At 51.1% G+C, this 15228-nt stretch carries 15 protein-coding genes and 1 tRNA gene; 9 read left to right on the top strand and 7 right to left on the bottom strand.

Annotated features, from left to right (window positions below; translation table 11 throughout):
* The first annotated feature begins 5 nt into the window (after positions 1 to 5).
* Genes DXA66_RS09305 through DXA66_RS09295 form a run of 3 tightly spaced genes read left to right on the top strand, consistent with a single transcriptional unit; the run spans position 6 to position 3543 of the window.
* The gene (locus tag DXA66_RS09305; RefSeq protein ID WP_118528402.1) at positions 6 to 1988 is read left to right on the top strand and encodes a DEAD/DEAH box helicase; all 1983 of its coding nucleotides are present in this window, start codon (positions 6 to 8) and stop codon (positions 1986 to 1988) included.
* Complete coding sequence (locus tag DXA66_RS09300) at positions 1963 to 2913, top strand: DUF3883 domain-containing protein (RefSeq protein WP_118528400.1); 951 nt, start codon at positions 1963 to 1965, stop codon at positions 2911 to 2913. Before DXA66_RS09305 ends, DXA66_RS09300 begins: the two co-directional genes overlap by 26 nt.
* Positions 2914 to 2958: 45 nt before the next feature.
* Positions 2959 to 3543 carry a hypothetical protein gene (locus DXA66_RS09295; RefSeq protein ID WP_118528398.1) on the top strand — a complete coding sequence of 195 codons (585 nt, stop codon included), beginning with the start codon at positions 2959 to 2961 and terminating at the stop codon, positions 3541 to 3543.
* A 246-nt stretch (positions 3544 to 3789) separates the two neighbouring features.
* Here the strand turns inward: DXA66_RS09295 and DXA66_RS09290 are convergent, their stop codons facing one another.
* The 7 genes from DXA66_RS09290 to DXA66_RS09260 all read right to left on the bottom strand — a co-directional run bounded on the left by DXA66_RS09290 (position 3790) and on the right by DXA66_RS09260 (position 9513).
* Positions 3790 to 4038 (bottom strand): DUF6061 family protein, encoded by a 249-nt coding sequence (locus DXA66_RS09290; protein ID WP_118528396.1) that lies wholly within the window; start codon positions 4036 to 4038, stop codon positions 3790 to 3792.
* 127 nt (positions 4039 to 4165) lie between these two features.
* Positions 4166 to 5710 (bottom strand): recombinase family protein, encoded by a 1545-nt coding sequence (locus DXA66_RS09285; RefSeq protein ID WP_118528394.1) that lies wholly within the window; start codon positions 5708 to 5710, stop codon positions 4166 to 4168.
* 373 nt (positions 5711 to 6083) lie between these two features.
* Complete coding sequence (locus tag DXA66_RS09280; RefSeq protein WP_118528392.1) at positions 6084 to 6854, bottom strand: Cof-type HAD-IIB family hydrolase; 771 nt, start codon at positions 6852 to 6854, stop codon at positions 6084 to 6086.
* Positions 6851 to 7465: an HD domain-containing protein gene (locus DXA66_RS09275; RefSeq protein WP_055186271.1), complete on the bottom strand. Its 615-nt coding sequence runs from the start codon at positions 7463 to 7465 to the stop codon at positions 6851 to 6853. The genes DXA66_RS09280 and DXA66_RS09275 overlap by 4 nt, the downstream gene beginning before the upstream one ends.
* 135 nt (positions 7466 to 7600) lie before the next feature.
* Positions 7601 to 8515: an AraC family transcriptional regulator gene (locus tag DXA66_RS09270; protein ID WP_118528390.1), complete on the bottom strand. Its 915-nt coding sequence runs from the start codon at positions 8513 to 8515 to the stop codon at positions 7601 to 7603.
* 256 nt (positions 8516 to 8771) lie between these two features.
* A tRNA-Ile gene (locus DXA66_RS09265) sits at positions 8772 to 8848 on the bottom strand.
* A 245-nt stretch (positions 8849 to 9093) separates the two neighbouring features.
* Complete coding sequence (locus tag DXA66_RS09260) at positions 9094 to 9513, bottom strand: hypothetical protein (RefSeq protein ID WP_044953353.1); 420 nt, start codon at positions 9511 to 9513, stop codon at positions 9094 to 9096.
* 123 nt (positions 9514 to 9636) lie between these two features.
* Here DXA66_RS09260 and DXA66_RS09255 point away from each other — a divergent pair, with 123 nt between their 5' ends.
* The 6 genes from DXA66_RS09255 (at position 9637) to DXA66_RS09230 (ending at position 15196) form a co-directional block, all read left to right on the top strand.
* Complete coding sequence (locus tag DXA66_RS09255; RefSeq protein ID WP_097776283.1) at positions 9637 to 10137, top strand: conjugal transfer protein TraD; 501 nt, start codon at positions 9637 to 9639, stop codon at positions 10135 to 10137.
* On the top strand, positions 10134 to 11426 hold the full coding sequence (locus DXA66_RS09250; RefSeq protein ID WP_118528388.1) for a glycoside hydrolase family 10 protein: 1293 nt from the start codon (positions 10134 to 10136) through the stop codon (positions 11424 to 11426). The genes DXA66_RS09255 and DXA66_RS09250 overlap by 4 nt, the downstream gene beginning before the upstream one ends.
* A 190-nt stretch (positions 11427 to 11616) precedes the next feature.
* On the top strand, positions 11617 to 12150 hold the full coding sequence (locus tag DXA66_RS09245; RefSeq protein WP_243089079.1) for a hypothetical protein: 534 nt from the start codon (positions 11617 to 11619) through the stop codon (positions 12148 to 12150).
* The gene (locus DXA66_RS09240; protein ID WP_118528384.1) at positions 12150 to 13070 is read left to right on the top strand and encodes a DMT family transporter; all 921 of its coding nucleotides are present in this window, start codon (positions 12150 to 12152) and stop codon (positions 13068 to 13070) included. Before DXA66_RS09245 ends, DXA66_RS09240 begins: the two co-directional genes overlap by 1 nt.
* Positions 13071 to 13074: 4 nt before the next feature.
* The gene (locus tag DXA66_RS09235; RefSeq protein ID WP_097780774.1) at positions 13075 to 13629 is read left to right on the top strand and encodes a M48 family metallopeptidase; all 555 of its coding nucleotides are present in this window, start codon (positions 13075 to 13077) and stop codon (positions 13627 to 13629) included.
* A 76-nt stretch (positions 13630 to 13705) separates the two neighbouring features.
* On the top strand, positions 13706 to 15196 hold the full coding sequence (locus tag DXA66_RS09230; protein WP_118528382.1) for a lipopolysaccharide biosynthesis protein: 1491 nt from the start codon (positions 13706 to 13708) through the stop codon (positions 15194 to 15196).
* Positions 15197 to 15228 lie beyond the last annotated feature (32 nt).

Below are 15228 nucleotides of genomic sequence, written 5' to 3'. Positions count from 1 at the left end.
GCATCATGGCGAATATCTCTATCGATTTCGACCCTTCAAAAAATGAAATATATCTTCTTGGAGATATAAAGGCATTACAAAAGCATCGCTTTGCTTGGAGATATGCGCGGGATTATTTGAATCCGACCGTGGAGGCTGAACGGATAGTCATTCCCGTTGGAGACAACGAACCATACGCGGTGATGTCAAATATCAGTTCCATGTTAGCTAAATATGGATTCATCGAAGACCAGAGCAAGAGCACCGAACAAGTAGTTATAGATTATTATGAAGAGGAGCGTCGCTTTAAAGAATTCTCTGAAAAGGCTCTGAATATTCGAAATAACGAGTGTGATACAGAGGAATTTGCGGAGTTCACAAAATCTGTTGCTGAGAACTTACCTTCGCGGTCTTTATATCCGTTACAGTTGCTCTCCGCATATCATATGGCTTTTTCCCAGAATGCTTGCAATTTTTCGGTCCCTGGAGCGGGAAAGACAAGCATTGTATATGGAGCTTATGCTTATTTACACAACTTGCCTGAAGATAATCCGAAGCATGTTAATCAGCTCCTTATTGTTGGGCCATTAAGTTCATTTGGCCCATGGGAAACAGAATTTGAAGAATGCTTTGGAAGAGCTCCACACTCAAAACGACTGGTTGGCGGTGTAGATAAGGCTGATAAGCAAGATTATTTGATTTCGAAACACCCCTTTGAATTAACCTTGATTTCCTATGCTTCATTGATTTCTCTTCAGAAAGAAATTGGATTTTTCTTGAGAACAAATCGGGTCATGGTTGTTTTGGATGAGGCTCATAAAGCCAAAAATTCATCAGGAGGCATCATTGCTCAGGCAGTATTGGAGATGTCAAAATACAGCAAATCTCGAATCGTATTGACTGGTACTCCCGCTCCAAATGGATATGAGGATATTTATAATATGTTCAAGTTCATTTGGCCTAACAAAAATGTCATGGGATTTGAAGTCAATCAGCTGCGAGACATTACTGCAACAGGAGACACGGCAAGGGTGGCTCGCCTAATCGACAATATTTCGCCTTTCTTTATTCGCATTCGGAAAAGTGATTTGAATATCCCTCCGGCCACTATTCATCCCCCGGTATCTGTTCCAATGGGGCCATTACAGCAGCGCATATATGATTTCATTGAAAAAAAGTATATGGATGAGTTTATGGCTGACGGTGCGATGGATACGACATCTCGTTTCAAAGCAGCATTAGCTCAAGCGCGTACTATCCGATTGATGCAAGCCGCTTCAGATCCTGCAATGCTTCGTGCACCTTTACGGGACTTCTTTGAAAATGAAGATCTTCCGGCAGAGGCATATCAGGCAATTGATGATTCTGCTGTGCTAAAATCAATCCTTGATTATGAGGATAGTGAAACACCGGCAAAATATATAGCTGTTAAAAAAATCGTTGATAGTATACTTGCAGAAAACGGGAAAGTAGTTATTTGGGCATCATTTATTCATACAATACACAGGCTGAAACGCTTCCTTGAAAATGAGGGGATATTATGTCAGGAATTGTACGGAGCAACTCCTGTTGAGCGTGACGGAATTGATGAAGACGAATTCATTCTCACGAGGGAGAAAATAGTAAAAGCATTCCAAGAGCCTGATTGTCCGTTCAAAGTCATTATTGCAAATCCCTTTGCTGTAGCTGAATCGATTTCCCTGCACAAAGCTTGTCATAATGCGATATACATTGAGAGGTCGTTTAATGCGGCACACTTTGTTCAGTCAAAGGATCGAATTCACCGATATGGCTTAATGGCTGGAACGGTTACCAACTACTACTATGTTTTATCCCAAGACACGATAGATGAAACCATTGATGCCAGATTAACAGAAAAAGAAATGAGAATGACCGAAATCATGGAGAGTATGCCAATTCCGCTCTTTAACAATATTTCTGAAGATTTGGGTGAGGAAGATATAAAGGCGTTGATAAGAGATTATGTTAGACGAACTAAAAAATCTTAACTATCACGGTGGCAAGGATGGGGTGCTGTTCTTTCTGTGTGATGTAATTGGCAATAGTCAAATTAAGATTCATGACGCAGAAGTAATATGCGCCCATGCCCCAGGAAAACGTTATCTGTCTGTCAGGGATTTGATCGAATATTGTCTCGCTTTTGGGTGGATTCATTTGGAGGAGGATGCCATTTCCGTTGTACCCTCCATAGGGGAAATGTTACACGATAAAGACGTATTGAACACGAAATTGGTTATGTCTTCGGTTGATTTACTCTTTTCTGAAGGCGTTTTTGACTCAACAATGTTTTCCTATGATTCGCTCCAATGCAGTTTTTCTTTCAAAAACGAACTGTTTCCTCTTTCGCTGTCAAGCGTTCGGAATGTCTTGATAAGCCAGCATTTTCTTCTTCCACTAAGGGATGCGCGAGGTTCTCGGTTTTATATTTCCTCAGATTATGAATTTTTGATTGCCAAACACTGTAAAGCAAAACGGAAGCTAATGTCGTTAGAAAAACTAAAAGAACAGCTTGAAAACAATGAGCGTGCTGGAGAAATAGCTGAGTTGTTTGTTGTAGAATATGAGAAGAGAAGGCTTGGAATCGCCGATGGTACAAAGGTAAAGCGGATATCTGATATTGATGTATCCGCCGGATATGATATTGTGTCAGTCAACACCCCTGAGGCGGTGGTATCCAATCGTTTTATCGAGGTCAAAGCTATATCTACAACAGGATTTTTCTGGTCTAAAAACGAATATGCGGTAGCGAAATTGTTGGGAACCAATTACTATTTATACTTGGTTGATTTGACGAAAATCTCTGATAATGGCTACTCCCCAGAGATTGTAAACAATCCTGCACAGGAAATTATGGAGAATTGCCAATGGCTTATTGAACCACAGTCATATCATATTCAAAAAGTTGACTGTTGACGGGGAGTATACTCCAGGAAAGATAGTGTCTGAAAGGAGCTTGTGTTGCATAAGCAAGTAAAGGCTTTTTACGATATGGCTTTCGAATACCATATTGCTGCAGTAACTCTATGGACGCAAATCGTGAGTGCACCATATTTATACAATCCGATTTCTTATTTATTACGCCATACCATAGAACTTCAGCTGAAAGGGCTTATCGTTTGCGAGTTGAGAAAAGATAATAGCTTTCTTAAAATCAGCGAGATTAAAACGCCAGTTGGGAAAATGAATACTGTCCATTCCGTAAAAGCTCTTTGGGAATACTATCAACAGTTATGCCAAGAACATAAACTTCAGATGGATGATTCTGACCGTCAGCTCTGTATGCGAGTTCTCTCAAAGATTGACAAAAAAGACTTTTCATCCACCCACTATAGATATCCTTTTTCAAAAAAGGATTCGACTATCACTCTTGAACCGATCAAAATCAGTTTTGATGATAAAGCTCCGGATTTGAGTTCTGGGATTCCAAGTTTGGTGATTGGTGCAACAAAAGAAATTGGAGTAATTAGCAAAGGCATGAGGCTTATAAGGGACACAGAGGACATCTTTGATGTTGTTGAGGTCTTATTTGAACGTTATGAATGATATTTAACCAAAATCTGAGTCGCCACTTTGTGTATTAGGCAAGCAGATAAGATTTACACCAATTCCTAAAGACATACCTGTTGAATTGCCAACTTAGCGGTTTTTAGCGGGAGATTGTTTTTTTGACACATTGACGGGTCTCGTGTATTATTAAAATACAAACGTAAGACACAAGACGCCAAAACCGCAAAGCGGTGTAATGGAAAGGGCGAAGCTGGAAGCAATTCCGACCTCGCCCTGTTCTTTTTAGTTCTCAAATGGTTTACATACTATAACGGCTTTCAGATATGTTTCCGGGTTGCCATTCAGGATCAAGTCCGCATAAGCGAGCGGGGCATTGTAGATTAGATAATCAAGCTCAAAACGCTCATACATATTGTTGGCTGTAAGGTTTTCTACGGCGGTACAGTCAATAGCGATTTCCGTACCGTCAACGAATTTGAGTTCTATACAGCCGCTGTCCATGTTATACTCACAGGATACCATTCCATTCATGTCAAATACCTCCTAAAATCATCCCAATACTGCTGGTGGTATAATTTGTCGACTGCGGAATTTTGTTTTCCAAAACGGTAGTTACTCCTATTTTGAACCGCAGAACGCGAAATAGAAGGACGGATGACTATAAGATGATATCTTCGATGAACAAAAGAAAACCGAACCCTTGACCGATTGGTCGAAGGTTCGGATAATCTTTTAATGGTGGAGCATTGTCCACAGCACTCGAACCTAAAACCTCTTCACGGGAGATGGTTTTGGAATCATCCGTGAAGTTGAAATTGAGCACGACCCGGTCGTCAAAGACGTAGACCGAGTTGACAAAGGTATCAATGATCTGCCGCTGGTGTTCCGTGCTGCCCACGTCACCCTTGCGGAATTTTTCAAGCCAGAACCGAATCCACTCACGGGTCAGGACGGGCTTTTTCAGCTCTTCTTCCAGAATGCTGGTGTTCAGGGCTTCTTTCCGGGCTTCCAGCTCGTCCAGCCGCTGCTTAGTGGTCGGAGTCAGGATGCCCTGTTCAATGGCTTCCAGAAGATTTGCCAGCCGCTTCTCCGTATCCCGGAGCTGGTCTTTCAGGACAGGCAGGCGAGTGTTCTCCTGCTGCTGGGCTTCCATAATCAAATCTATCAGCCGTTCGATGATTTCATCGCTGAAAATCACCTTAATAGCAGTTTCCACCACGAACCGTTCCAGAGGCTCTTTGCGGATGGCTTTCAGGTCGCAGTGCGCCTTGCCGTGGCGTTTGGCGTTGCCGCACTTGTAGTAATAGTAGGTGTTTCCCATGTGGCTGGTGCCGCTCTCACCGCCCATCAGGGTGCCGCACTTGCCGCAGAACAGCTTGGTGGTCAGCAGATAACTCACATCCTCTTTTGCGGGGCGACCGTGGGCGATCTTGTTTTGCTCGAAACGCTGCTGCACCCGGTTGAACAAGTCCTCGTCCACGATGGCGGGAATGCCGCCCGGTGTCACGATGTCCTTATAGCGGTATTCGCCTATGTAGCGGCGGTTCCGGAAAATCTGGAAGAAGCTGTTCTTGACAAAGGGCTTGCCGGTACGGGTGCGCAGACCGCGCTCGTTCAGGGATGCTGCGATTTTCTCGGCTGGTTCGCCATCGGCATACCGAGTGAATATCTCCTGCACAATGGGAGCCGTTTCCGGGTCGATATGGTACAGCCTGTCCTCCTTGCCAATGGTGAAGCCCAGCGGAACGATACCGCCGTTGTACTTGCACTGGAGGGCATTTTCGCGCTCACCGCGCGCTACTTTCAGGGCAAGTTCGGCGGAATAATATTCTGCCATGCCGATCAGCATACTCTCCACCATAATGCCTTCAGGTCCCTGCGAAATGGGTTCCATGGCAGACACCAGATGGACACCGTTCTTTTCCAGCTGGTACTTGTAGTTCACGGCATCGTAGCGGTTCCGGGCAAAGCGGTCGAGCTTCCAGACCAGAACCACATCGAAGATTTTCTTTCCGCTATCCTTTATCATCCGCTGGAAGTCCGGGCGGTCATCCGTCTTGGCAGAGTAGGCACGGTCGATGTAGGTGCCGACCACGGTGATACCGTTCTTCTCGGCGTAGTCCTTGCAGTCGCGCAGCTGTCCCTCAATGGACGCTTCGCGCTGGCTATCGGATGAATAGCGGGCGTAGATTACGGCGGTCATGGCTGCACCTCTCTTTACACATCATTGAATGTCAGGTTATTCAATCGAAGCAATGTTTCGTATAACCTATATACCATATTTCGCACCCGTTTGCAAGAAAAACAAAACAGAAAAGTGGTGGTGCTCACCGTGAACACCACCACTTCAGAAGAAAAAGGTTCTTTGCTTGCTTTATGCGTCTTAACAATTTGGAAACAATTGCGCAAAAGCTGTTTTGAGCGAATTAGCTGAGAGCAAGAATCGTCCCGTGGCCACAAATTTTCAATTCTTGAAAATTCTCGCCACTTCGGGACTGCTTCTTGTTGGGGCGTGCCTGCCCCAAACCCTGCTGTAGACGGATACAAAAACCCAGAAAACAGCTCCTACAGCTCCTTTAGATGAGGTGTTTTTCAAGGCAATAATGATAGATGCCTTCCTCATCCACAGAACGGCAGCAATCTGTTGCCCTTGCCTTGACTTCATCGAGGGCGTTTCCCATGGCAACGCCTGTGCCGACTGCTTCCAGCATTTCAATGTCGTTTCGGCCGTCCCCAAAGGCGATTGCTTCTGCTTTTGAAAAGCCGTAATGCGCCAAAACAGCTCTTACAGCATTTCCCTTTCCGCAGGACAGCGGAATGATATCCACTGCCTTGTCCCACCATGCGGTTATCTGTGTGGCGTGGGTTCCCAACAGGATGCGTTCGTATTCAGAAGGGCTGCAGGAACACATGATCTGATAGATATCCTCCTCACAGAGCTTGTCGAAATGCTCGGAGATCATCAGCTTCTCGTTGCCGAAGGAAAAATACTGCTCCAAGTCCGGGTCTGTCCCATTTGTCACGATAAAGTGTTCGTTGCTGATGGCAGCCGCCCGGTGCATTTGCTTCAGATTATGCAAAATTCTGCGCTTGTCGTCAGCGTCCAGTGGGTTCTTCGAGATCACTGCATCCTTGCTACGGACATAAGAGCCGTTGAAGGTCAGCCAGAGATCAAAATCAACGCCTTCAAAATGTGGGACGGAGAGGTAGCCTCTGCCTGTCGCCATGCACAGTAAGATCCCTTTTGCCTGCAACTGCTGTAAGGTCTGTACGGTTTGGAATGACGGCACCTTACTGCCCAACTTGAGCAAAGTTCCGTCTACATCAAAAAAAGCGATTTTTATCATACGGTTACCTCCAGCGAAAAACTATTTTCCAGAACGCCGGGGAGCAGGGTATAAACCGATCCTCCGATTCGTTTTTCAAACAGATTTTTTAGCTCAAGCGTTTTCTTCCATCGGTCTATCGTTGCCGGATGGACACCGTACCGAAGCGTTACATCTACAAAACGTTTTTCCAAAAGACAAAATCCGGTGGGCAGCGCCAAGGCATCGCATAGCTGTACCAAACGGTCGTAATCATCATAGACAGCGGTTTGAATGAATTTTTCCATAAAACGGAAATCTTCTTTTGAAACGTCAAAGGTTCCGATAGAAGTGTGGATATCCTGGATCATAAAAGCATGAGAAATACAGATCTGTCCAGCCTTTTTCCATCCTCGTTCCATACAGAAACGGTATCCGTCGATCAAATGACGTTCAGAACTTACCCCTGCATAACGCCCGATATCATGCAGCAGCCCAAAGCAGTATGCCTGATCTGCATCCATATTGTTGCATTTGGCTGCTATATTTTTACAGGCAAGGGCTACAAAACGGGAATGTCCGATCCAATTTCCGGGATTCTGCTGCCCTGCCCAAGCCAGAGCGGCTTCTGCTGTATTGCAATTCAGCTCCAAGGGGACCGTCCTTTCTCTCATAGCAAAACGCATCCGAAGATCAAAGGTTTTCAAATATGATATGCACTTACGGATCGTGCACTTCTGCTACTATCATTATAACGCCTACAGCCTAAAAATAATATCTTGATGCTGTCAGATGGTGTTGTTATTCTGCCGTTTGTATCGGTACTGACGTGGCGTGCAGCCGACAACCTCCCGAAAAACTTTTCCGAAATAGCTTGAATTTCCTATACCGCAAGCAGTCCCGACCTCTGTAATAGAAGCCTTGCTTTCCGCCAACATCTGGCAGGCGATCTGAATGCGGTATGCGGTCAGGTAAGCAATCGGGGTCGTATGAAGGTGTTCACGAAAAATGCGATAGCACTCTCGTTCACTTGTGTAGGCTGCTGCTGCCAACTCCTTGACTGAGAGGTTTTCCGGGTAGTGCTCATGGATATAAATCAACATCAGCTTTATTTTATCGTTGCCTCCGGCAGAGTTCCGATTGGAAGAGCTTACAGAATGCGATTGCTCCACTAGCATTAACCATAGCTCGGTCAGGATCTCTCGCAGTTTCAACTCATACCCGAATGTATCACAAGACAAACAAAAAGATTCTTTGAGTCGTTTCAGGATTTCTCGCCCTGCCGCATGATCCGGTAAAAGAGGAAGGATCTCAAGTTGTGGGTCGGATGTAATGGGCAGAATGTATTTTTGCTCGATTCGGCTTCCTCGTTCCCCTGCCAGCAGAGAAACATCGAAAATATGAAGAAGCTGCACGTTCTCTTCCGTCTGAGAAATCGCCCTTGTGGTGTGAAGTACGTTGGAATTGACAAAACCACCGCTTCCCGCCGGGAATACAAGTTTTCCACCTGGTGTGGTGTATTCAACGCAGCCGCTTTCCATGTAGAAAAGCTCTACCGCCTGATGCCAGTGCCATGGCACAGTGCTGCCGATGTAGCGATCCAACGTGGCTCTTGAGGCAGTATATGGAAAGTCCTTTGCAAGCTCCGGGATGCGCTCTTCTCTGCTGCCTGTATGGAATTCTATACAATGTACGTCTTTCATGTGGTGCACCACTTCATTCCAGTTTATTAAGCCGAGTATACCATACCCGCCAATGAAAGAACATCCCTGATATGACGACCAAGTTCGCACAAAGCGACCTTGATCCCGCAAAACAAAAGGCAGGATACCATCACCACGATGATACCCTGCCTTTGCTCGTTTACCGTTCCGAGTAGTCCTTCCGCAGAACCTCCGATAAACAAAAAACGTACCCGAACCCTTTTTCATAAAGAATCGGGTTCGAGTACGAACTGTATGGTGGGCCAGGCAGGACTTGAACCCGCGATAGCCCCGTTATGAGCGGGGAGTTCTAACCGACTGAACTACTGGCCCCAATAATTGGGAATAACGCCATGGGATAATGGCTAAATGCCTCTTTAACGCCAAAAAATAGATCGTTAAAAAGTGGTTTTTGAAAAAATGCGATAACTCGATAACTTTTGAATGCGAGGTGGTAAGACCAAGCGGTTATGAGCCGCCAGCTCTGACCAACTGAGCTACTAGCCCGCATATTCTGCGCTGCAGCACTTACAAGTATACCAAAAACAGCGCAAAATGAAAAGCATTTACACAAAACTTTATTTGGTGCGGTGGGCATCCAGCTTCTGCTGCATAAAACGATCAAGCATTTCCTGCGGGAACAGCGGCTCCTTGTAGCCAAAGGCCTCGCGGATGAAGATCAGGGTCACTACGGTCTGACGACCGGGGTCCAGCCGGAGGGTATACAGGGTGTCCAGCGGCTGCTGGGTGGGCTGGTGCAGGGTGAGATGCAGCAGAAAGCCGCCGTCCTTTTCCCGGCGGCACTCGTACACGAACTCGTCGGCGTCCCTGTGCTCGTCCAGCCGGTCGAAGCACTCGTCCAGCGGCAGGTCGGTGCGGAACTCCGAAAGGCCGGCGGGGCCGTACTGGCTGCGGCGGGTATTCTCGCGCCGGGACAAAAGAAAAACGATCACGCCAAGCACGGCGGCAAGCAGGACAATGGAAACTGCGGCGTTCATGAAGATCCTCCTGAAGAGTTTTTCTTATTGTAACACAACCCGCATACTTTTGTGCTATAATATTTTTAATTCTTTGAAAATTTTGTCAGGAGCCTGCGCACTGCTGCAGGCGGGAGGAACACAATGAAGCTCAAATTTACACGCAAGACCTGGTACTTTTTCCTGCTGGCGGCAGCGGCAATGTCCATGCTGGGCGGCTTTGCCGTGCTGGGCGGCATGGATTTTTCGGGGCTGGAACTGATCGTGTTCTGCATCACCGGCATTGCAGTGCTGTTTTTGGCCGCACAGAAGGGTGCTCCCGCCAAGGATAAGCGCAGCTACACGCTGGTGTTCGTGCTGCTGATGCTCAGCAAGCTGGCTGCAGGCGGCTGGGCGGGCGACCTGTGCTCGGCACTGGTGTGGCCGGGCCTGCTTGCCATCGAGTACGGCCACGGCAGGCCCATCCAGCGCCCGCTGCAGCTGGTGTGCATCTCGGAAGCGCTGCGGCTTTTGTTCTGGCTGCTGACGAAGTATGCGGGCATGAGCGCCCTTGCCTTCTGGACGAACATCATGTTCGTGCTGCTGGCCTGTGCCCGGGGCTGGGCAGCGCTGATGCTGTATAAGACCCAGGAGGAGACCCTGTGACCCAGCGGCGCAAGTCCAAAAAAACGGAAGCGGAACCGCGCCGTGTGAACCGGCGCACCTTTCTGGCGGGGGCCGGTGCTGCTGCCTGTGTGGGTGCGGGGCTGTGGCTGCGCAGAAAAATGTTTTCCAAACGGGACAAAACGAAAGCGGAAAAACAGTCTGTTGAGAACCCTGCCCTGCCTGCAGGCGAGTGGCGGGCCGTATGGGTGAGCTATCTGGAATGGGCAGCAATGGATTTTTCCTCGGCGGATGCCTTCCGCGCCGGGTGCGTGCAAATGCTGGAAAACTGCGCGGGCCTTGGGCTGAACACGGTGCTTGCGCAGGTGCGGCCCTTCGGGGATGCACTTTACAAAAGCCAGCTGTTCCCGTGGAGCCACCTGTGCACCGGCGTGCAGGGGCAGGACCCCGGTTTTGACCCGCTGGACATCCTTTTGCAGGAGGCCCACGGGCGCGGCCTTTCGGTGGAAGCGTGGCTGAATCCCTACCGGCTGCGGTCCTCTGCAGCCATGCCGCCGAATCTGGCAGAGAACAACCTTGCCAACACCCACCCGGAATGGGTGTGTGCAGTGGGCGACGGGCTGTATCTGAACCCGGCCGAGCCTGCAGCGGCGGACTATGTGGTGCAGGGCGTGGCCGAGCTTTTGCAGAACTACGCGGTGGACGGCATCCACTTTGACGATTATTTTTACCCTGCGACCGAAGAAAGCATCGATGCGGCGCAGTTTGCGGCCAGCGGTGCGGCAGACCTTGCAGCATGGCGGCGGCAGAACGTGACCGCTCTGGTCAAGAAGGTGCACGACACGGTGAAGACTGCAGACCCGACGCTGCGCTTTGGCATCGCTCCGCAGGGGAATCCCGACAACGACCTCAACAGCCAGTACAGCGATGTGACGGCGTGGCTGGCCGCAGGCGGGGAAGAACAGGTGGTGGATTATCTCTGCCCGCAGATCTACTGGGGCTATGGCTACACGCTGCAGAGCGGCAGCACCCGCTTTGCCTTTGAGAACATCGTGCCCGCGTGGCTGGCGTACCCGCGCGCAGAGGGCGTGGCCCTATACTTCGGGCTGGGCGCGTACCGCGTGGGCGCAGGTGACGGCGGCGCGAACCCGGACAACGTGAGCGGCTGGAGCACCGGCGATGTGCTGGCCCGGCAGGTGCAGGACCTGCGCAGTCAGAACGCGGGCGGCTGGGCGCTGTACCGATACGGCAGTCTGTTTGGTGCAGGTGCGCCGGAGCAGGCCGCTGTCGAGTGTGCTGCCCTGCGGGCGGTCACTGGCAAAGAAACGTAAAATCAGGCGGCAAACCGCACAAAAAGAAAAGCCCCGCCGGGGCTTTTCTTGCAGTACGGCACAGGATAAACGACTTGTACAGCGCCGAAAAATGCGGTATACTATATCTGTATCTGCTCTGTACAAGAACAGGGCGGAGGGATGAAAAAAACAAAGAGAAGCGCATTGCTTCGTGAGGAAACGTATGAAGATGAAAAAAAGGATCGTTGTGCTGCTGATGGTGCTGGTGCTTGCAGTGGGCCTGACCGGCTGCAAGGACACCCTGAAGAGCATCGTGCACAAGGCAGCGGGCACTTCGGACGAAGTGCAGGAAGAGGACACTACCCGCTGGGCCGACCAGACCAGTGATCCGCTGATCATTCAGGGCATTGCAGACCCCTCGGCCAAGTTTGCCACGGCCACGGCGGATGGCTGCCTGTATGCGGTGTTCAACGGCATCTGGAGCCGCCAGACCAGCTACTTTACTGTGCCTTCCGGCACGCTGAGCATTATGGGCTGCGGCACGGCTGAGGGCACCCAGCGGTTCAAGGTGGCCGTGTGGAAAAAGGTGGACGGCGGCGCAGAGTATGTAGCCGACAGCACCTATTATATCTGCACCGACGGCACCAACTACCGCTGCACCATCTCCGGGCTGGATCCGGCGGCGCAGTACCGTGTGACCATCTCCTATGACTCCAGCAAGTACTACCTGTACGGCCTGCTGAAGGTGGAGGGCATTGGCTGATGAACACACAAACCAAGAACTCTCTGCTTTTGCTGCTGTGCTCCTTTATTTGGGGCACAGCCTTTGTGGCCCAGAGCGCCGGTTCCGGCATGGGAGCCTACAGCTTTCTGGCCGGGCGCAGCTGGCTGGCTGTACTGGTGCTGATCCCCACGGTGATGGTGTTTGATGCCATCCGCCGCAAAAGCGGCACCGATGCAAAGCCCAAAACTGCTGCCGAGAAGAAAAAGCTGCTGGCGGCAGGCTTTGTGTGCGGCACCCTTCTGTTTGCTGCTTCCGCTGCACAGCAGATCGGCATTACCATCAATCCGTCCACGGCAAAGGCTGGCTTCCTGACCGCCATGTACGTGGTGCTGGTGCCGGTGTTCGGCCTGTTTCTGGGCCGCAAGGGAAGCGCGCAGTTGCGGGTCAGCATGGTGGTGGCCGTGTTGGGCCTGTACCTGCTGTGCATGAAAAACGGCTTTGGCAGCATTGAATCCAGCGACTGGATCCTGCTGAGCTGCGCAGTGCTGTTCAGCTTCCAGATCATGGCGGTGGATCACTTTGCTCCGCAGGTGGACGGCGTGCGGCTGAGCCTTGCCGAGTTTCTGGTGGTGTCGGTGGAAAGCACCATTGCAGCCTTTGTGTTTGAAGCGCCCACTACGGCACAGTTTGCCGAGAACGCGCTGCCCATTTTCTACTGCGGCATCATGTCCAGCGGCGTGGCCTACACCCTGCAGATCCTGGGCCAGCGGGATCTGAACCCTGCCATTGCCAGCCTGATCATGTGTCTGGAAAGCGTGTTCAGCGCACTGGGCGGCTGGCTGCTGCTCGGCCAGAGCCTTTCCGCGCGGGAAGTCTTTGGCTGTGCGCTGATCTTTGCAGCCGTGGTGCTGGCCCAGCTGCCGCTGGAAATGCTGCACCGGGCAAAAAAGACTACCTGACCTCATGGCGGGCAGAAAGCAGGAGACACAGCTGCGCACGGCAGGCGGCATCCAATACGAGCTGACCCGCAAACGGGTCAAGAACCTGAACATCCGTGTGCGGGAGGATGGCACCGTGGCGGTGAGCATCCCCCTGCGGACAAGTGCAGAAGCGGCAGACCGTTTTGTGGCCGCACGCGCCGACTGGGTGCAGCAGGCCCGGGAACGTGCCATGCGGCGCGCAGCGCAGGAAGCGCGGCCTCTGCCGGATAAGGAAACAGCGCTGGCCTATTTTACGGCCATGAGCGATAAGGTCTACCCGGCCTTTGCCGGAGTGCTGGGCGGGCACAAGCCTGTTATCAAAGTGCGCAGCATGACCAGCCGGTGGGGCGTGTGCTTTATGGCAAAGCGGCAGATCACCTTTGCGCTGCAGCTGTATCATATGCCCCCGGCGGCGCAGATCTATGTGGTAGTGCATGAGTACTGCCACTTTTTGCAGCCCAACCACAGCCCGGCGTTCTGGGCCGAGGTGGCAAAGCTGCTGCCGGACTGGAAAGCCCGGCGGGCGCTTTTAAAGTGACTAAATAGTGGAAAAGCGGATGCGGGCGGTCACAGACCGGCCCGCATCCGAATTGTAAAACAGGAGGGAAGTTCCCTTGGAAAACGAAAAAAAGTCCGGCGATAAATATTCAAAGCTGGCCGGCAACACATTGATCTTTGCAATTTCCAGCTTTTCGTCAAAGCTGCTCACCCTGATCGTCCAGCCGTTCCTGACCTATGCAATGGCGGAGATCTCCGATCTGGGCCTTTCCAAGATCCTGAGCCAGTACGCGAACCTGCTCATCCCGTTCGTGTCCATGGGCATGTCCAACGCCATCATCCGCTTTGGTCTGGACAAGGGCAACAGCGAAAAACAGGTGTTCACCAACGGCCTGCTGACCATTCTGAGCGGCTTTGGCATTCTGGTGCTGTGCTGGCCCATTGCGCAGTTTCTGCCCGATATGGCACAGTACGGCCTGCTCATCTACATCTATGTGCTCATGAGCTGCCTGCGCACCCTGTGCACCCAGTTCGTGCGCAGCCGCCAGTGGAACAAGCTGGTGGCCGTAGACGGCGTGCTGTGCACCGTGGCCACCATGGCTTTCTACGTGCTGTATCTGGTGGGCTTCAAGTGGGGTGCCAACGGCTACCTGCTGGCCATCATCAGCGGCGACCTTGCCAGTGTGCTGTTCCTGATGTTCACCGGCAAGCTGTGGAACTATGTGGAGCTGAAGGGCATCAACAAGGATCTGTGGAAGCAGATGCTGCGTTTCTCGCTGCCCATGATCCCGGCACAGATCAGCTTCTGGATCATCAACGCATCCGACCTGTTCTTTGTGCGTGAGATGTGCAACGGCCTGGACGGCCGCGACGGCAATGCATGGAGCGGCCTGCTTTCCACCGGCTATTTCCTGCCCACCATCCTTACTACGCTGGGCCTGATCTTCTACGATGCATGGCAGCTCTCCGCTGTGACCGAGGAAGAGGGCCGCGCAAAGTTCTTTACCAAAATTTTCCGCACCTATTCCAGTGTGCTGTTCTGCTGCGCAGCCGGTATCATCTGGCTGTGCCGCCCGGTGATGCACATTATGAAGTCCAACTACTACTACGCATGGCACTTTGTGCCCTTCCTTGTGCTGGCTTCCACCTGCAGCTGCTTCAACCAGTTCATGAACAGCGTGTATGTGGTGAATAAAAAGTCCACCCGCAGCATGATCACCATGATGGCGGGCGCTGTGAGCAACTGCATCATGAACTACTTCTTCATCAAGTGGTGGGGGCCTGTGGGTGCTACCTATGCGTCCTTCCTTGGCCTTGCGCTGGTGTTCACCCTGCGTGCCATCGATGCCCACCGCATGATCGGGATGCAGGTACATCCGGGCCGCGTGCTGGTGAATGCGGCTGCGCTGGTGATCGAAGCCTTTGTGCTGCTGGCCGAAACGCCGCTCTACGGCCTGTGGACTGGCATCATCACGGCGCTGATCATCCTGTACAACTTTGCCGGTGTGTGGGCCATGGCCCGTGTCCTGCTGCCCAAACTCCTTGGCCGCCGCGGCAAGGCACTGGTAAATGTGATCGACGGCTGGATCGCACCCAAGAAAGCATAACAGCATAACTGAAAATAAACGCAGAAAGTCCC

Source organism: Faecalibacterium sp. OF03-6AC, assembly GCF_003478175.1.
In the GTDB taxonomy this organism is placed as follows: domain Bacteria; phylum Bacillota; class Clostridia; order Oscillospirales; family Ruminococcaceae; genus Faecalibacterium; species Faecalibacterium taiwanense.
The sequence above is the reverse complement of the archived record's forward strand: the minus strand, read 5'-3'. Positions and strand labels throughout refer to the sequence as shown.